Source organism: Actinomycetes bacterium (assembly GCA_036510875.1).
In the GTDB taxonomy this organism is placed as follows: Bacteria; Actinomycetota; Actinomycetes; order Prado026; family Prado026; genus DATCDE01.
Map to the genome: position 1 here is coordinate 1 of DATCDE010000087.1, position 17,452 is coordinate 17,452.

Consider the following 17,452-nt stretch of genomic DNA (forward strand, 5'->3'; position numbering starts at 1 on the left):
TTCGTGTTGTCGTCCGCAACGGGTTCAGCCACGACATGGCCGGGCTGTTCCTTCGAGACCTGGAGACCGCGGTCAGCTGGCTCGACGCGCTGAACGGCCCGATGCCCACCCAGGAGCAGCCCTCATCCTTCTCGCACTGACGAGGGCAGCTGCCCCTCAAGCCAGGACAGGCGATCCGGCCGACCGCACCAGACTGGTGAGCCGGGTCTCGGTCGACGGAGGATGAGAATGATCGGGTCGCCGATCGCTGATGTCGGGACCAGACACACCGGATCTCACCCGGTGCGGGTGATTGCCGCAGATCGGACGCCTCCTAGCGTGGCCTGGGTGACACGCACCAGCACCCAGCTGCGCCCCGCCGCTGAGGCGGGGCGAGGCGGAGTTCGAAGTCGAGAGCGGCTGAACGGCCCTCGGCACCAGTGGCGGGCCGGGAGGCCTGGGCGGTATCGAATCGCACGCCTACTCGTCTCACCGGCCCATGAAGCCCGCAGTCGGGGCGCTCAAAGGGCCGAGCGAACCCGGGCAAGGAGGCTGCCGTGAGTTCCACCGTGGCACCGAACGTGAGCGATGTCGGCGGGCCTGGCCGGCGCACGGTCTACAGCATGTGCGGCATGTGCGCGGTGCGGTGCCCGATCGAGGTGACGGTCGAGGACGGTCGGGTGACCTGGCTTCAGGGCAACCCGCATGACAAGGCCCTCGGCACCAGCCTGTGCGCGAAGGGCGCGGCCGGGCTGTCCCTGGAGTTCGACGACCAGCGGCCGCAGACGCCGCTCATCCGCACGGGCCCGCGTGGCGGCGGCCAGTGGCGGCGGGCGTCCTGGGACGAGGCCCTCGACTACATCGCCGACAAGCTGAACGAGACGATCGAGGCCTTCGGTCCCTGTGGCATTGCGCTATCCGACCGCGGCGGTCCCTTCGTCGACCTGACCCGGACCTTCGTGCGTGCGCTCGGCTCGCCGAACTACTTCAACCACGACGCCGGCTGCACCGGCAACGCGCACAACGCGGCACGGTCGATCTACGGCTTCGGCCACGAGGGGCTCATCTTCGACCTGAAGAACACCAAGCACCTGGTCCTGTACGGCCGCAACGTCCTCGAGTCCCTCATGGTCAAAGAGGCCAAGGCCTTCATGGCTGCACTGGCGAACGGGATGCGCTGCACCTACATCGATCCGCGCGCCACCATCACCGCCAGCAAGGCCACCCGGTACTGGCAGGTCCGCCCGAACAGCGACTACGCGCTCAACCTCGCGCTCATCCACGAGATCCTGAAGCAGGGGGTGTACGACCAGGACTTCGTCGCCCGTTTCGTCTCCGGCATGGACTCCCTGCGCGAGGCGGTCCAGGACACGACCCCGGAGTGGCAGGAGGCCCACACCGGCCTCCCCGCCGAGCAGCTCCGTGGCTTTGTCGAAGAGATCGCCGCCGATGTGCCACGCGTGATCTTCCACCCGGGCTGGATGTCGGCGCGTCACAAGCAGTCGTTCTACGTCAGCCGCACGGCGCTGATCCTGAACGCGCTGATGGGCAACATCGAGATCCCGGGTGGCTTCGTCTTGGGTAAGTCACCCGAGCAGTACGGCCGCAAGGGCCTGAACCACTTGACCGACCGGGTGCCCGAGGTCGTCGAACCGCGGGTGGACGGTGCCGGCGCGGACCGCCCCCAGTGGGACCCGGCCATCGGCATGCTGCACCAGGCATTCGCCGCCATGGAGACGGGGCAGCCCTACGGCATCGGCGCCTACTTCGCCTACCGCCACGATCCTCTCACCGGCCTGCCCGACCCCGAGGCGACTCAGCGTGCGCTGGACAAGCTCACGCTGCTCGTCTCGATCGACGTGCGCTACTCGGAGACGGGCTGGTTCGCCGACGTCATCCTCCCCGAGTCGACCTACCTCGAGCGCGCCAACATCCTCGGCCAGATGAACGGCCCAGTGCCCGTGTTCACCATGCGGGACCAGGCGATCGCCCCGCGCTTCGACAGCCGCCCGGCCTGGTGGATCTTCCGCGAGATCCTGCGCCGGATGGGGGTCAAGGAGGCACTCGACTTCGAGACCATCGAGGAGCTGTGGAACTACCAGCTCGATGGCACCGGCGTGACGATCGCCCAGCTGCGCGAGACGGGGATCGTCGCCCTGGCGGACGCGCCGACCCTGACACCGCGCGACGAGCTCAGGTTCCCGACCCCCTCGGGGCGGATCGAGATCGACAGCGAGACCCTGACGGGCGCCGGGTTGGCCAGCCTGCCGCCGTACCAGCCCAAGGAGCCCCCCACCGACGACCGCTTCGTGCTGCTCTTCGCGAAGACGGCGACGCTGGCGCAGGGCCAATCCCTGAACAACCCGATCCTGCACGAGGTCGCCCCGGAGCAGGTGCTGTGGATCCACCCCGACCGGGCCAGGCCGCTCGGCATCCGCGACGGCGAGGAGGTGGAGGTCAACGGGGGCGGACGCTACGTCGGAAGGATCAAGGCCCGGGTGACTCCGTGGATCCATCCCGAGGCGGTGTTCATGCTGCACGGCTACGGCGCCACGGTGCCGCTCGCCACCCGCGCCCGCGGGTTCGGCGTGGCCGACCAGCGCCTGCAGCACGGCAAGCTCTACGACTTCGACCCGGCCGGTGGTGGCTGTGCCATGACCGAAACCATCGTCCAGGTCAAGCCCGCTGCGGCGGCAGGAGCCGACCGATGAGCGACTACATCCTTCGCCACGACGAAGCGAGCTGCATCGGCTGCCAGGCCTGCGAGGTGCACTGCAAGACCAACAAGAACGTCGAGGCCGGACCGGCCCCGTGCAAGATCATCACCTTCGGCCCGGTCGAGGTCGGCGGACACCCGCGCATGCGGTTCGTGTTCATGCCCTGCTTCCACTGCGAGGACCCGTGGTGCGTGCGGGCCTGCCCGACCGGCGCCATGCAGAAGCGCGAGAAGGACGGCATCGTCTTCGTCGAGTCCAGTCTGTGCATCGGCTGCAAGAGCTGCATCGCCGCGTGCCCCTGGGGCACCCCACAGTGGGATCCGGCCACGCGCAAGGTGGTCAAGTGCGACTACTGCATGGACCGCATCGATGCCGGGCTGCAGCCGGCCTGCGTCACGACGTGCGTGACCGGTTGCCTGTCCTTCGGCGTCGCCACCGAGGTGCCAGACCCGCGCCGCGAGCGATACGCCCGCCAGCTCATCGCCGAACCGCTGGGGAGCGACGAGGACTCGCCATGAGCGAGCTTCAGCTGCTGCCAGCGTGGCTCGACGCTGGCGCTGCGGCCCTGGCCGGCGCCGAGCCGCCCGCGCAGACTCTGGACGCGGCGTTGCCGGGCCTGTCCCGGGCGCAGTCCCTGACGCCCGTGCAGCGGCTGCAGCAGGTGCAGGAGTCGGCCCTGGCTGAGTCCGGCGGCGCCGGCGAACCGATCCATCTGGCCTGGCGCCGGTTCCTTCGCGGCCGCGGGCCCTCGACGCTGGTCATCGACGCAACCGGCTTCGACGAGCGGGCCCGCGGCACGGCTGCGGTTCTCGATGGCGCCCCGTGGCTGCTGGCCGAGGGAGTGCTGATCGCGGCCGGACTGCGGGACAGTCTCAAGGTCGAGCTGCGCCTGCCGAGCGAACTGACCGGCCGTGAGGCGGCCCTGCTCAACGCTGTCGACGCCATGCGGTCGCTCGCCGAGGCCGCGATCCCCCGCCGGCAGGTGGAGATCCAGCGCGACTGCCCGGCCAGCCCCTGGGGGGAGGGGCACGCGACCGACGGGTCGCGGCTGATCCACACCCCGGAGACCTGGTGCCGGCTGGCCCTGCTGTTCGCCGGCGAGTCCGGTCTGGATGCGTCCTTGCTCACGCTGCGGCGCGGCATGAAGCAGCGCGGCCTGGTCGAGTTCGCGCGTTCCGCGCAACTGCGGCGCCAGATCGAGGGCTGGGGTGGCGGTGTCGAGGTGGAAGGTCGCGACGCTGTGCTCGTCCTCGACGACGGGCTCGGCGGCTTCCTGCCGCTGTCGGAGGCGGACCTGTCCTGCGAGCCCCTGTCGTTGTCGTCCGCGGGCATCATCCCGGCGCCGTCCACCCTGATGGTGATGGCGCAGGGCGTGTGCGTCGTCAAAGCGACCCGACGTGCGCTCTATCGCCATTGGCTCCTCGCCGACGGCGACGCGGCAGCGGTGCGTCCGTTGCTGGCCCGCGCTGCGCGTCTGGCGACTGAGATCACCCTCGGCCGGGGTGGTGCCGGCCATCTCACCGCCCTCGACGAGGTGGCGCTCGAGCTCGCGGTACAGGGGCTCGCGGCCAGCTGGCCGCTGGGCAGCTCGTTGCGCTACTACCGGGAGCAGTGGGAGCAGCACGCCCGGCGTGAGTCCTGCCCCGAAGGGGTCTGCCTGGAGGACCGGCCGGCGCCGTGCCACGGGACGTGTCCGGCCAACATCGACATCCCGAGCTTCATCGCCCACCTGGGCCACGGCGACTACCGGTCCACCATCGAGGTCATCAGGCGGGACAACCCGCTGCCGCTGACCTGCGGCCTGGTCTGTCCCGCGCCGTGCGAGTCTGCGTGCGTGAGACGGGGCAGCAACGGGGCTGTCTTCATCCGGCCGCTGAAGGCCAAGGCAGCCGAGCACTGCCTGGCCGAGGGCGGCTACCCCAAGCCGGAGCTGGCCGCTGACACCGGCAAGCGCATCGGCATCATCGGCTCCGGGCCGTCCGGCCTGGCCGCTGCCTACTACCTGCGCACCTACGGTCACCAGGTCGAGGTCTTCGAGTCGCAGGACAAGGCCGGCGGAATGCTGCGCTACGGCATCCCGGCCTACCGCCTGCCGCCGGATCTGCTCGAGCAGGAACTCGACCAGATCCGGGTGCTGGGGGTACCCATCCACACCGGCACCCCGGTCGGCAGCCTCGAGACGTTCCGCAAGGGCTACGACGCGGTGTTCCTCGGTCTGGGCACCCAGCAGTCGCGCCTCATCCCGATCGACGGTGTCCACCAGCCCTTCGTGCTGGGCGGCATCGACTTCCTGCGGTCCGTGCGCAGCGGCGATCAGGTGCGGGTCGGGCCGCGGGTCGTCGTCGTGGGCGGAGGGAACGTCGCCATCGACGTCGCCTTGACGGCGCTGCGGCAAGGCGCGCAGCACGTCGACCTGGTCTCCCTGGAGAAGCGCCGCGAGATGCCCGCCAGCCCGCACGAGATCGAGAACGCAGCCGCCGAAGGCGTGCAGCTGCACCCGGGCTGGGGCCCGGTGCGCATCGACGAAGACGGCGAGGTCACCTTCCAGCTCTGCGAACAGGTCCACGACGAGAACGGCCGCTTCGCCCCCCTGTTCGACACGGCGCGCCCGCTGAAGCTCGCCGCGGACCACGTGATCCTGGCCACCGGTCAAGGCACGGACCTGGCGATCCTCGACGGCAGCGGCGTGGCCAACACGCACGGCTTCATCGTCGCGGACTCCAAGACGCTGATGACCGACGTGCCGGGCATCTTCGCCGGCGGAGACGCCGAGCACGGCCCACGGACGGCCGTGGAGGCGATCCGCTCCGGGAAGATCGCCGCGGCCGCCATCGACGCCTGGCTGCGCGAAACGCCCCTGAGCGCCGCCACCGGCCGGGCGGTTCGCCGCGCCGAGGTGGCTCCCCTGCACGTCGAAGCCGACGAGCGCACTCACCGCCGCCGCGCCGCGATGCCCGAAAGAAGCGTCGAGGAGGTCCTCGGCGAGGGCAACTACGTCCGCATCGAGCTGGGCATGACCGATGCGATGGCGCACGACGAGGCCCGCCGCTGCCTGCGCTGCGACGTCTGCATCGGCTGCGGCCTGTGCATGGCCGCCTGCAGCGAGATGGGCGTCGATGCGCTGCGGATGGCCGACACGCAGGCCGGTCGGCTCGCCTACTTCGACTTCACCCGGCCAGCGGACCTGTGCATCGGCTGCGGCGCCTGCACGCAGGTCTGCCCGACGGGAGCGATCCACCTCGAGGACGTCGACGGCGTCCGGCGCACGGTCATCACCGGGACCGTGGTTCGCGAGCAGCCCCTGCTGACCTGCATCGACTGCGGCGCACCGACCCAGACGCCGGCCCACCGGGACTTCATCCGTGACCGCCTGCCCGATCACATGGCCGCGCACCTGGACCGTGAGCTGTGCCCCGCATGTGTGCGACGCCGGGCCGATCGTCCCGTAGTGACAGCACCCGGCCGTCGGCGATGAAACCGCCGACGGGTCACTTCCAGGTCGCCCCCCGGCACACCTCCGGCGGCGGATCGCCGCACGGTTCTTTTGAGGAGGAGTCATGAAGGCCGTCACGGTTCAGCCGGGGGTCACGGACTCGGTTCGCTTCGAGGAGGTCCCCGAACCGGACCAGACCACCGGGTCGATCCTGGTCGAGGCGGTCGCGGTGGGCATCTGCGGCACCGACGTCGAGATCGCCTCCGGCGCGTACGGCTGGGCCCCTCCCGGGCGGGACCGGCTGATTCTGGGTCACGAGTCACTGGGCCGGGTCGTCGACCCTGGGCCGGACCGCAGCGTGCGGGCTGGTGACCTGATCGTCGGGATCGTCCGGCGTCCCGACCCGGTGCCCTGCCCGAACTGCGCCGTGGGGGAGTGGGACATGTGCACCAACGGGCAGTACACCGAGAGGGGCATCAAGGAGATCGACGGGTTCATGTCCGAACGCTGGCGGATCGAACCGGGGTACTTCACCAAGCTTGACCCCTCGCTCGGCCGCCTCGGGGTACTGCTCGAGCCGACCACCGTGGTGACCAAGGCCTGGGAGCTGGTCGGGGCCATGCGAGCCCGAGCGTTCTGGGAGCCACGAACCGTGCTGGTCACCGGTGCCGGCCCGATCGGCATGCTCGCCGCCCTCATCGGCGTCCAGCACGGTGGCGAGGTGCACGTCCTCGACCAGGTCACCGAGGGTGCCAAGCCGCAGCTAGTGCGTGATCTCGGCGCCACCTACCACTCCGGGCCCATCCCCGACCTGGGCTTCAAGCCCGACGTGATCATCGAGTGCACCGGGGTAGGCCCAGTCATCGTCGACTCGATCCGTCAGGTCGGTCCGGGCGGAGTCGTGTGCCTGACCGGAGTGGGCAGCGGTGGCGCAAGCAGCGGACTGTCTCCCGCCGACCTCGGCAAGGAGCTGGTCCTGCAGAACAACGTGGTCATCGGCTCGGTCAACGCCAACCGCCGGCACTTCTACCGAGCCGCCCAGGCGCTCGCCGCGGCCGACCGGGCCTGGCTGGCCCGGCTGGTCACCCGGCGGGTCCCCCCGCAGGATGTCGCCGACGCGCTGCAGCGCGGCCCCGACGACATCAAGGTCGTCCTGGACTTCGGAGCCTGACCATGGCCGGCGAGCCTGACCAGGACGGCGGGGCCGTCGTCTGTACGACCGAGCAGACCCAGCTCGGCGAGGGAGTGCGGTGGGACGCCGGTCGGGACGAGCTACTGCGCGTGGACATCCTGGCCGGGCGGGTCTACCGCGACCGGGTCACCGACGACGGTGCGCTGGTCTCCGTGCGCGTCTACGACTTGCCGTGGCCGGTCGGGATGATCGCACCCGTCCAGGGCGACGACGGTTGGCTGCTCGGCGCCGGGCGGGGCTTCGTCCACCTGGCCCCCGACGGCACCCATCGGGTGATCGCTGCCGAGGTGTCACCCCCCGCGACCCGGATGAACGATGGCGCCAGCGACCCGCAGGGCCGGTTCTGGGGCGGGGCGCTGGCCGACGACCACCACGAGGGCGGCGGCGCGCTCTACCGGCTCGCCACCGACGGACGTGTCGAGCAGGTGCTCGGGGGTATGACGATCCCCAACGGCATCGGGTGGAGCCCTGACGGCGCCACGATGTACCTGGTGGACAGTGGCCCGCGGGTGGTCTACGCGTTCGCGTTCGACGCCGAACGGGGCTCCCTCTCCGACCGGAGGGTCCTGCTCACCGTGCCCGAGGACGTCGGTGCGCCGGACGGCATGACCGTGGACGCCGCGGGCGACCTGTGGGTGGCGATCTACGGCGGGGGACGGGTCCGGCGCTACTCACCGGCCGGGGCGCTGAGACAGGAGTTCCTCGTGCCTGCGCCGCAGAGCACCTGCTGTGCGCTCGCCGGCCCGGGGCTCAACCGGCTGTACGTCACCACAGCGACCGAGAACTACACCGACGAACAGCGCCGCGCCGAACCGGCCGCCGGGCTGGTCTACCGGCACGCCACCGACGCCACCGGCCAGCCCGCCGCTGCGTTCATCCCCGATCCCGTCTGGTGGGCCGCGCTCGACCGTTGAAAGTGCGAGAAGAGGAGCCTGGCATGTCCGATCCGCTCGTCACTGCCCACGTCGCCCGGCGCGAAGGGTGGGCGCGCTCATGAGCACCTCCTCTCCGTTCGCACCGATCGCCGACTATGCGTTTCTGTCGGACTGCCACACGGGAGCGCTGGTCGCTCCGGACGGGTCGATCGACTGGCTGTGCGTGCCCCGTTTCGATGCGCCCAGCGTCTTCGGCAGTCTGCTCGACCGGCAGGCCGGGTTCTTCCGGTTCGCGCCGTTCGGCGTGAACCACCCCTCGGCCCGCGCCTACGAGCCGGGCACGAACGTGCTGGTGACGACCTGGAAGCACCAACAGGGCTGGGTGGTGGTCCGGGACGCGCTGACCATGGGACCACGGCAGGAGGAGGACTCGGTCACGCCGCACACCCGCCCGCCCGCCGACGACGACGCAGACCACATGCTGGTGAGGACGGTGGAGTGCATCGAGGGGCAGGTCGAGATCGACCTCGTCTGCGAGCCCGTGTTCGACTACGGACGCACGACAGCCACCTGGTCCCTGGCCGACGGCGACCGGCACGTGGCCGACGCGAGCGGCGCCGGCCAGACCCTCCGTCTCTGCACTGACCTCGCGATCGGCATCGAGGGTGGCCGGGTCAAGGCTCGGCACATCCTTCAGGCGGGGGCGCGGGGCCTACTGCGTGCTGTCCTGGGCCAGCGGTCTGGCCGCCCCGCAGGACGTGGACCAGGCCGAGGTCAAGATCGCGGACACCACCCGCTACTGGCGGCGTGGCTGGGCCGGGCCCGGATGCCCGACCACCGGTACCGGGACCCCATCCAACGCTCAGCCCTGGCGATCAAAGGGCTCACCTACATGCCCACCGGGGCCACGGTTGCCGCACTGACCACCTCCTTGCCGGAGACGCCCGGCGGTGAGCGCAACTGGGACTACCGCTACACCTGGATGCGGGACGCCACCTTCACCCTGCAGGCGCTGCACTGGCTCAACCTGGACTGGGAAGCCGACGAGTTCATGCAGTTCATCGCCGATGTCGAACCGAACGAGGACGGGACCTTCCAGATCATGTACGGGATCGACGGGAGGCGGGACCTGACCGAGTCGATCCGGGACGACCTGTCCGGCTACGCCGGATCCCGACCGGTGCGGGTCGGCAACGGTGCCTTCGACCAGCGGCAAAACGACGTGTACGGGGCGGTGCTCGACTCGATCCTGCTCCACGCGCGTCGCAGCCAGCGGAGGCCGGCCCGGCTGTGGCCCATCATCGAGACGCAGGCACAGCGCGCCACCGACGTGTGGCGGGAGCCCGACCAAGGTATCTAGGAAGCCCGCGGCGAGGCTCAGCACTACGTGTCCTCGAAGCTGATGTGCTGGGTAGCCCTCGACCGGGCGGCCCAGCTGGCCGGGATCGCGGGTGAACCAGACCGGGAGGCGACCTGGCGAGCCACCGCAGAGGAGATCAAGGCCGACATCCTGGACCACGGAGTCTCCGAGCGCGGCGTCCTGCGCCAGCACTACGCCACCGATGCGCTGGCCGCCTCGACCCTGCTGGCCGCACTCACCGGCTTCCTGCCCGGCACCGACGACCGGCTGCGCGCCGCCGTCTTCGCCATCGCCGACGAGCTGACCGAGAACGGCTTCGTGCTGCGGTATCGAACCGACGAAACCGACGACGGCCTGTCCGGTGAGGAGGGCACGTTCCTGATCTGCTCCTTCTGGCTGGTCTCCGCGCTGTCGATCATCGGGGAGAAGGCACGCGCCCGCGATGCCATGGAGCGCCTGCTGAGGATCGCATCGCCACTCGGGCTGTACGCGGAGGAGTTCGACGCCCAAAGCGCGCGGCACCTCGGCAACTTCCCGCAGGCGTTCTCGCACCTCGCCCTGATCGAGGCCGCCTCGCGGATCATCGTCGGGGAGAGACTTGAGGAGATGGCATGATCGGCGCCGACGCTCCCACCCCTGGGGAGGCGTCCGGTTCGCCGACTTCGGGCTCCGCAGGTCCGGCACCGTCTGGACAGCAATGGGAGATCACCTACAGGGAGCAGCGAGCCGTCATCGTCCAGATCGGCGGCGGTATCCGTTCCTACTCGGCGGGTGGACGCGACGTCCTCGATGGGTACGCAGCGGACGAGATGTGCTCCGCAGGTCGAGGTCAGGTCCTGATCCCCTGGCCAAACCGGGTGAAGGATGGCCGCTACCGGTTCGACGGTCGCCACCACCAGCTGGCGCTCACCGAACCGGAGCACTCGAATGCCATCCATGGGCTGGTTCGCTGGGCCCCGTGGACCGGCAGCCACATCGAGACCGACCGAGTGGTCGTGGCGCACGCCCTGCACCCGCAACCGGGCTACCCGTACTTCCTCCAGCTCAGCATCGGGTACCGGCTGTCCGCGGATGGACTGAGGGTGAGAACCGCGGCCCGCAACTTCGGGTCGACGTCGTGCCCCTTCGGTAGCGGCGCCCCCCCTACTTGACCACCGGAACGGGCGTGGTGGACGACACGATTCTCCGCGCACCCGGAGCGACGGTTCTGCTGAGCGACCGGCGCGGCATCCCCGAGGGTGCGCAGTCGGTCGAGGGCACGGGGTACGACTTCCGCCGACCGCGACCGATCGGATCCGCCCGGCTCGATCACTGTTTCACCGATCTCGTCCGGGATGACGCCGGGCTGGCCCGTGTCGAGCTCGCTGCGCCCGAGGAGAGCAGGCAGGTCGCGCTGTGGGTGAACCCCGCCTACACGCACCTGATGCTGTTCACGGGGGACGCGTTGCCTGAGATCACTCGACGAAGCCTTGCCGTCGAACCGATGACCTGCCCCCCCGACGCGTTCCGGTCGGGAGCCGGGCTGATCACGTTGGAGCCAGGTGGGTCATGGGTCGGTGAGTGGGGGATCACTCCTCCGCCGCCGGACGTGAGGTGAAGGTGTTCCGGTGAGGCCGGGCCCTCGCCGTGGAGAGGCTGTTCGCCCCGATGAGCTACCCGTCTGGCTGGTCCTCTGCGGCCCGGGTGAAGAAGGTGACGGCCATGAGGCGGTCGCCGTGGATCCGCAGGCGGTCGGACATCATGGCGGTGGAGTAGCTGCGGGTGCCGTGGAGCAGCTCAAGCAGGGTCTGCTGGTCGGTGCGGATGACGCAGTCCGCCGCTTCGGCGTCGGTGTCGAGGGTGGCGTGCCCATCCTCGAGCAGGAGCCGGTACGAGCCCTCCGTACCCAGGTCGAACCCGATCGAGGTGGTACGCCCAGGGGTCAGGTTCGGGGGCAGGTGCCGCGTGGCCGAGGCGAGGAGGTCGGCGACCTCGCCGGGCTCGGCACCGACCCGCAGGACCTGGTCGGACAGGTCGACGCCGACGTCCACGGCGCCCCACCGACCTGGGATTCGAGCCAGCTGCATCCTCCGGATCCGTTGCGGGAGATGCGGCTGGGACCGCAGGATCGCCCCGTCGGGTTCGAGGCCGAGCACCGCGCGGATCAGCATGAGCGGCGCGCCCGCCGCCCACGCCTGCGGTGAGCAGGCGGTGGGGTACTCCGCGGGGTAGGCGGTCTCCTCCCGGCTGAACCCGGCGAACGCCTCGGGGAGCCGGCCGCCGAGCAGCTCGGCGGCCTCGAGCAGGCTCATCGCGATCCGCGCGGCCTCGGCACGGTAGCCCTGCCGCACCAGGCCGAGCACCGCGATCGCCGTGTCGTGCGGCCACACCGTGCCCAGGTGGTAGCCGATCGGGTTGTACCCGGTCTGGCCGGTGCCGAACGTGCGAACCCCCCACCCGGAGTAAAGCCGCTCCCCGGTGAGCAGCTCGACCACCCGCGGGACCCGCTCGTCGGTGACGATGCCGCTCCACAGTAGGTGCCCGAGGTTCGAGGCCAGGGCGTCGACGGGCCGTTTCGCGCCGTCCAGGGCGAGTGCGTAGTAGCCCTGCTCCTCCAGCCAGAAGTCGCGGTTGAAGCGCACCTTCAGATCGGCCGCCTCCTGCTCCAGCCGCTCGGCCAGCGCCACGTCGTCCCACACCTCGCGGGCCAACCGGGCGCAGCGGAGCTTCGCGTCGTAGGTGTAGCCCTGCAGTTCACAGGTGGCTCGCGGCAGCGACGCCAGCTGGCCGTCCGCCCACTGGATCGAGTCCCCGGAGTCCTTCCAGCACTGGTTCTCCAGCCCGGTGTCGGTGTTGTGCCGCTCGTACTCGACGTACCCGTCTCCGTCCCGGTCGCCGTACTCGTCGATCCACCGCAGCGCGGCCCGCGCCTGGGGTTCCAGGCTCCGGATGAGGTCCGACCGCCCGGTCCACCGCTCGTACTCGTCCAGCAGGACCAGCCAGAGCTGGGTGCTGTCGGCAGCGCCGTAGTACGGCGAGTGCGGTCGCTCCTCGAACGCCGTGAGCTCACCGAAGCGCAGCTCGTGCATGATCTTCCCGGGTTCCGCGTCCCGGAAGTCGTCCCGGTGCAGCGCCTGGAGCGCGCCCAACGTGAGCAGGGTCGTCTCGGCCAGCTCTGGCAGGAACGGCAGCGCCTGCAGGGACGTGATGAGGCTGTCCCTGCCGAATGCGGCCATGAACCACGGCAGACCCGCGGCCGGCAGGAAGTGACCGGGACGGGCGGGCAGGTCGAAGCGCAACGCCGCGAGGTCACGCAGGCTCTGCTCATAGATCCGCTCCAGCGGCGGCCAGTCGCACCTCAGGACGGGAACCGTCTGGCTCAACAACCGCAAGCCCAGACGCGACTCCGGGTCGTCCCAGACACTCCGGTCCGGGAATCCCGACACCTCGTCAGGGTGCTCGACCGGGAGGACGTCGATCTCGGTCGTCCAGGACTGCTGCGGCTGAAGCTCGACGACGAACTGCAGCCGACCTTCCTCCAGTGTCGGGTCGCCCGTGGCGCGGATCCACGTCTCCCGGCGGTACGACTCCCGTTCATAGCCCAGCACCAGCCGGTCCGCTTCGACCCGGCGGTAGGCGGTCCCTCGCTTCTCCGCGACGGTTGCGTCCTTCACCTCGAACAGGTCAGCAAAGTCCCCGTCTGCCTCGAGCCCGACCTCCACGCTCACCGCGGACGCGTCGTGGTTCGTGACCGTGATCGACTCGTGGAAGCCGTCCAGGACTGTCCTTCGGCGGATCACCGCCAGCTTCGCGTTGACGTACGCCGACGCTGTCCCCGGCGCGAGAAAGAACTGCGCTGTGAAGTACCGCGTCGTGTCCACCGAGAGCGTGGCCGGCCTCTCGCCGTTGATCGTCAGCACCCACCGGGACAGGTACCTGGTGTCCGCCCGGAACAAGCCGTGCGGCTCCACCGGCGACCCGTCGACGTCGCCCCGCTCATCACTGACCACAAAAGTGTTGCCATCAAGGATGTCGACTGTGCGCCTCATACCCGACACCGTCCCCGGCGCGAACGTGAGCGACAACCCCCCTTTGGTCCCTGCTGGGACGACCCATTCATCACGACATTCCCGCTGGCGGTGTTGTTCGTGCCCTGGCCGTTGTCGAGTGACGTATACCCCCGGGTGCGACCGGCCAGGCTCAGCCCTGGCATCCCGGTGGCGATCGCGAGCTCATGGGCGGCCCGGGCGGAAGCGGGCATCACGCGCGCGGCCCGCGCCGAACGTGACGCCGGCGGTCGCCAGAAGTGACAGCCAGTGCTGCCCCACCGAGCCGCGCGACGTCCAGGGGCTCGCCGTGGCCGGATGCCTACGGGTCGCGAACGACGGTGAGTAGGGCTCAGCGGCCGCCGCTGCGCGGCAGCAGGTTGAGCTCCTCGGCCACGCGGACTGCTGCCCGACGGTTGTTCACTCCGAGCTTGGCGTAGATCTTCTGAGTGTGAGTCCGGACGGTGCTCAGTGACACAAGGAGCTCCTGAGCGATGTCCGGGCCGTCCAGGTCGGTTCCGAGCAGCCGGAGCACGTCGAGCTCGCGTTCGCTCAGTGGCTCGATCAAGCCCGGTCGGTCGGCCGGACGGTGCTCAAGCGTGGTGATGGCTGCGTGGAGGCGACGGACGTAGTCGCGGGCGGTCGCCTGTTTCGCGAGCCCTTTGAGTAGCGAGGCCATCGGTGGACCCTCATCCACGATGACGCGAACGCAGCCCTCCGGCTCAGCCAGCGTCACCGCGTTCCAGTGATGCGAACGCGGAAGCGCTGTCCCCTCGTTTCTGGTGGGCGAGCGACAGAAGCACCCGGAGCTCGATGACGCTTCCCGTCCTGCCCCCTCCTTCGCCGCCGTGAGAAGACGCTCCAAGAACTGGGTCACCTCGTGGAGTGCGGGCTGCGAGCCCTCGGTCGCGCAACCGGCCAGGAGCACCCGGGCGAGGGTGATGTGTTCGAACTCGCGCAGGTAGCTCAGGTCGTCCTGGACGGACAGACCGCTCTCACGCACCCAAACGAGCGCTTCGCCCGACTCCCCTCGCGCGAGGTGCAGCCGGGCCTTCAGGGCCGGGATCGGTCGGACGTTGGGGAAGCAGTCACTCACGTACACGCGCTCGGCCTCGTCGAGCAGGTGGAGCGCGCCGACCGGATCACCTTCGGCCGTCCGGATCCGAGCCGCCGCGACCCGCGACCGATAGCGGTACTGGGGCAGCCCGATGGGCCCACCGAGCTCCTGGCTCCGAAGGAGGGCCTGCGTGGCGGCAGGCAGGTCGTCGCTTTCGAGCCGGAGCTCGCTCATCCCCTCGTACATGTCTGCCGTTCCCCGCAGAATCGGCCCTCCTTCCAAGGGTGCACGCCTCAAAGCGTTCTCGTAGGTGCGGATGGCCTCGCTGAGACGCCCCTGCGCAAGCCGAATGTCCGCCAGCGCTAACGCGCACCCGAAGGTGTCGGCCGTATGCCCGGCCTGAAGCAGGCCGGCCACGCATTCGGTGTACCACCGATGGGCCGCCTCGAGGTCCCCGCTCGCCCAGTAGGCGAGCCCCAGCAAGCCCGCTGCGCCAGCACGGACGAGGTGGTCGTCCTCCGGCGACAGATCGAACGCCCGTTGGGCGTCCCTCACGGTACTGACCCCATCGCCGCGAGTCAGGGCCAGTGCGGTCCGGTACAGCTCGATCACCGCTGGGAGCCGGCGGAACTCCTCGTCGTCAAGGATCTCGGCCGGTGGAGTGGGCGATCGCCCACGGATACCTGTGGTGGTGTCCAGCCGCCGCTCGGAGTCCCTCAGCCGGTCCTCAACGCCCTCGATCTCGCCGACAGCCAGCATCGCCCCGGCGAACCCAACGGCGAGCACGGGCCGGGCACGGACCACCACAGGGCCTTCAGCGCCTCGGGATGCAGGTTGCCCACCTCCGGGTCGCCGCCGGGCCACGCCCGTGACGGGCCTCGGTCGTGCATGCCGGTTACGAGTCACGTCCCGAAGCCCCGGCGTCCTTCCGCGTTGTGGGCGGCCAGCCTCGTAGCTCGGACCAGCCGCGGAAGGATCCGTCGCGGCGTAATGTGGTGACACCAGCCGAAGGAGAGCAGGCAGCGATGCATGCAGCCGTGGGAGACCATCTCCAGCTTCACAGCAACCGGACCGGACAGCCGGATCGCAACGGCGAGATCATCGAGGTCCGCGGTCCCAACGGAATGCCGCCGTATCGTGTCCGCTGGGACAACGGTCTCGAGGACCTCATCATCCCTTCGTCCGACGCCACCGTAAGGCCGGCCCGCCCAGCCCTGCCCGAGCAACCCAAGCCGTAACCCCACACCGCGGTTCGGCGACGGCCACAACCATTGGACCGGGGCAGGACACCACGGCGGTCGCCACCTCCGCCACGTCCCCCGCCGAGCGGGGCTAAACGTTCTTGGGCGCTCGACATTGCAGGGTGTCAAGGACGTTGGGCACTGTGGTGAGCGAACCATGCGGGACGACTCTGGACGTGGCGGCTCGCAGCTGTCGAGACTGGACGGGCCAGTGGGACCGCGAGGAGGTGTGATCAAGGCCAGCCGGAGCCCGGCACGAAGAAGCGTGACCAGCCGACCCGGCCGGGAGAGGCGGCTGTGTTCGTATTCAACCTCGCAAGGAGGGTAATCATGGCCCCTACTACCGCGAAGAAGGCGCCAGCCCCGGCGGCTCGTACCACCAAGCCCGCCGCGAAGAAGGTGCCAGCACGGGCGGCTCGTACCACCAAGCCCGCCGAGAAGATCACGGCAGCTGAGCAGAAGAGCCCGGTTGACAGGACAGCTGAGTTGTCTGACGAGGTCCTCAAGGCGGTCGAGGCGGGACAGCGGGCGGCGATCGAGGCCGTCCGGAAGTTCGTCGATACCGTCGACGAAGTGCTTCCCGCGCTCGGAGAACGCCCGTCACGGCGCGAAACCATCATCGGCGCCGCCGTGGACATGGCCGACAGGCTCGTCACAACGCAGTACAACTTCATTCGCAACGTTGTGCGCAGCGCGGCCCCTCGCTGACCATGCCGGGAGCCGCGAAGAAGTAGACGACCGCAAGCACCCGACGTCGGTTGGTTCGGCCCAGCCTGCGGCCAGTCGTCCCAGTCCAGCCATGATCGCTTTTGTGCAGTGTCAATGGACCCTGGGAGCTCTAGAGCCGGTCAATTCGGAGCACCTGGTCGGCGCGAATCCGCAACTTCTCACCGTTGCCGTCCTCGAAGATGATCCATTCACCTTGCTCGCCGTAGTGCGCGGCCTCGACCTCTTCGACAGGCTGATCGTCGGCAAAGTATGTGATCTTGTACTTCATGGGATCTCCGTCCCCTCCTGCGTAGACAGCCAGCGTAGCGACCACGCCGGGCATGTCCTTTCTACCGCTGAGGAGGTGCTGACGCCGCCCGGGCTTGGCGAGGGCGCTGCACCTCGGTCCGGCCGTGGTGGCGCTTGTCGCGGTGTTCCCGGCGGTCGGCAGGTACGGCGGACGGAGGTCCTTACCTTCGCCACCGGGACGCCCGAGGTTCGGTGAGGCGGCGCTCGCGTTCCGGCTGGGGAGCCGGCCCGAAATGATCACAGCTCTGCTGCTCGTCCAGGCGTGCACTAGAGGACGGGCGCTGAGGACTTGTGACTCTCGCACGCCCGCGAACGGCGACGCACCCTGGCAGTGGAGGGCGGTCCCTCCAAGGAGGTTTTGATGACCACCACGCAGATCGTCGTTTTCGTCGTCATCGTGCTAGTGCTCGTGGGTCTGCTCGCGCTCTCGATCAAGATCGTCAAGCAGTACGAGCGGGGCGTTGTGCTCCGATTTGGCCGGCTGCACGGCGTGCGGGAGCCGGGGTTGCGGCTGATCATCCCGTTCGTCGACGTGATGCACCGGGTGTCCCTGCGG

The 17,452-nt window shown here is 69.7% G+C and carries 13 protein-coding genes and 2 pseudogenes; 11 read left to right on the top strand and 4 right to left on the bottom strand.

The window, feature by feature from the left end; all coding sequences use genetic code 11:
- Window positions 1–536 precede the first annotated feature (536 nt).
- The 8 genes and pseudogenes from VIM19_04805 (at window position 537) to VIM19_04840 (ending at window position 11,153) form a co-directional block, all read left to right on the top strand.
- Complete coding sequence (locus VIM19_04805) at window positions 537–2,690, top strand: molybdopterin-dependent oxidoreductase (GenBank protein ID HEY5184224.1); 2,154 nt, start codon at window positions 537–539, stop codon at window positions 2,688–2,690.
- Window positions 2,687–3,214, top strand: coding sequence for a 4Fe-4S dicluster domain-containing protein (locus tag VIM19_04810; protein HEY5184225.1), 528 nt, complete (start codon window positions 2,687–2,689; stop codon window positions 3,212–3,214). The genes VIM19_04805 and VIM19_04810 overlap by 4 nt, the downstream gene beginning before the upstream one ends.
- Window positions 3,211–6,171 carry an FAD-dependent oxidoreductase gene (locus VIM19_04815; protein ID HEY5184226.1) on the top strand — a complete coding sequence of 987 codons (2,961 nt, stop codon included), beginning with the start codon at window positions 3,211–3,213 and terminating at the stop codon, window positions 6,169–6,171. Before VIM19_04810 ends, VIM19_04815 begins: the two co-directional genes overlap by 4 nt.
- A gap of 82 nt (window positions 6,172–6,253) precedes the next feature.
- Window positions 6,254–7,300, top strand: coding sequence for a glucose 1-dehydrogenase (locus VIM19_04820; protein ID HEY5184227.1), 1,047 nt, complete (start codon window positions 6,254–6,256; stop codon window positions 7,298–7,300).
- Between the two features lie 2 nt (window positions 7,301–7,302).
- The gene (locus tag VIM19_04825) at window positions 7,303–8,235 is read left to right on the top strand and encodes an SMP-30/gluconolactonase/LRE family protein (protein ID HEY5184228.1); all 933 of its coding nucleotides are present in this window, start codon (window positions 7,303–7,305) and stop codon (window positions 8,233–8,235) included.
- A 79-nt stretch (window positions 8,236–8,314) separates the two neighbouring features.
- Window positions 8,315–10,171: pseudogene (locus tag VIM19_04830) on the top strand (glycoside hydrolase family 15 protein).
- Window positions 10,168–10,707 (top strand): hypothetical protein, encoded by a 540-nt coding sequence (locus tag VIM19_04835; protein HEY5184229.1) that lies wholly within the window; start codon window positions 10,168–10,170, stop codon window positions 10,705–10,707. Before VIM19_04830 ends, VIM19_04835 begins: the two are co-directional and overlap by 4 nt.
- Window positions 10,704–11,153 (top strand): hypothetical protein, encoded by a 450-nt coding sequence (locus VIM19_04840; GenBank protein HEY5184230.1) that lies wholly within the window; start codon window positions 10,704–10,706, stop codon window positions 11,151–11,153. Before VIM19_04835 ends, VIM19_04840 begins: the two co-directional genes overlap by 4 nt.
- Before the next feature lie 55 nt (window positions 11,154–11,208).
- Here VIM19_04840 and VIM19_04845 read toward each other — a convergent pair whose 3' ends face one another.
- The 3 genes and pseudogenes from VIM19_04845 to VIM19_04855 all read right to left on the bottom strand — a co-directional run bounded on the left by VIM19_04845 (window position 11,209) and on the right by VIM19_04855 (window position 15,424).
- On the bottom strand, window positions 11,209–11,586 hold the full coding sequence (locus tag VIM19_04845) for an SCP2 sterol-binding domain-containing protein (GenBank protein ID HEY5184231.1): 378 nt from the start codon (window positions 11,584–11,586) through the stop codon (window positions 11,209–11,211).
- A pseudogene (locus VIM19_04850) lies at window positions 11,581–13,584 on the bottom strand (glycogen debranching N-terminal domain-containing protein). The gene VIM19_04845 and the pseudogene VIM19_04850 overlap by 6 nt, the downstream one beginning before the upstream one ends.
- 349 nt (window positions 13,585–13,933) lie before the next feature.
- Window positions 13,934–15,424 (bottom strand): LuxR C-terminal-related transcriptional regulator, encoded by a 1,491-nt coding sequence (locus tag VIM19_04855; protein ID HEY5184232.1) that lies wholly within the window; start codon window positions 15,422–15,424, stop codon window positions 13,934–13,936.
- Between the two features lie 239 nt (window positions 15,425–15,663).
- Here VIM19_04855 and VIM19_04860 point away from each other — a divergent pair, with 239 nt between their 5' ends.
- Both VIM19_04860 and VIM19_04865 read left to right on the top strand, forming a co-directional pair.
- On the top strand, window positions 15,664–15,876 hold the full coding sequence (locus VIM19_04860; GenBank protein ID HEY5184233.1) for a DUF1918 domain-containing protein: 213 nt from the start codon (window positions 15,664–15,666) through the stop codon (window positions 15,874–15,876).
- Window positions 15,877–16,209: 333 nt separating this feature from the next.
- Window positions 16,210–16,587, top strand: coding sequence for a hypothetical protein (locus VIM19_04865; protein ID HEY5184234.1), 378 nt, complete (start codon window positions 16,210–16,212; stop codon window positions 16,585–16,587).
- A gap of 130 nt (window positions 16,588–16,717) precedes the next feature.
- On the opposite strand, the gene VIM19_04870 is transcribed toward VIM19_04865, so the two are convergent.
- Window positions 16,718–16,876 carry a hypothetical protein gene (locus tag VIM19_04870; protein HEY5184235.1) on the bottom strand — a complete coding sequence of 53 codons (159 nt, stop codon included), beginning with the start codon at window positions 16,874–16,876 and terminating at the stop codon, window positions 16,718–16,720.
- Window positions 16,877–17,257: 381 nt separating this feature from the next.
- Here VIM19_04870 and VIM19_04875 point away from each other — a divergent pair.
- On the top strand, window positions 17,258–17,452 hold a 195-nt coding region (locus tag VIM19_04875), incomplete at its 3' end, for an SPFH domain-containing protein (protein HEY5184236.1).

Bases quoted from the DNA above. Each gene is read 5' to 3' on its own strand.
- VIM19_04810 (HEY5184225.1), top strand. From the start codon at position 2,687: ATGAGCGACTACATCCTTCGCCACGACGAAGCGAGCTGCATCGGCTGC.
- VIM19_04815 (HEY5184226.1), top strand. From the start codon at position 3,211: ATGAGCGAGCTTCAGCTGCTGCCAGCGTGGCTCGACGCTGGCGCTGCG.
- VIM19_04820 (HEY5184227.1), top strand. From the start codon at position 6,254: ATGAAGGCCGTCACGGTTCAGCCGGGGGTCACGGACTCGGTTCGCTTC.
- VIM19_04825 (HEY5184228.1), top strand. From the start codon at position 7,303: ATGGCCGGCGAGCCTGACCAGGACGGCGGGGCCGTCGTCTGTACGACC.
- VIM19_04835 (HEY5184229.1), top strand. From the start codon at position 10,168: ATGATCGGCGCCGACGCTCCCACCCCTGGGGAGGCGTCCGGTTCGCCG.
- VIM19_04860 (HEY5184233.1), top strand. From the start codon at position 15,664: ATGCATGCAGCCGTGGGAGACCATCTCCAGCTTCACAGCAACCGGACC.
- VIM19_04865 (HEY5184234.1), top strand. From the start codon at position 16,210: ATGGCCCCTACTACCGCGAAGAAGGCGCCAGCCCCGGCGGCTCGTACC.
- VIM19_04870 (HEY5184235.1), bottom strand. From the start codon at position 16,876: ATGAAGTACAAGATCACATACTTTGCCGACGATCAGCCTGTCGAAGAG.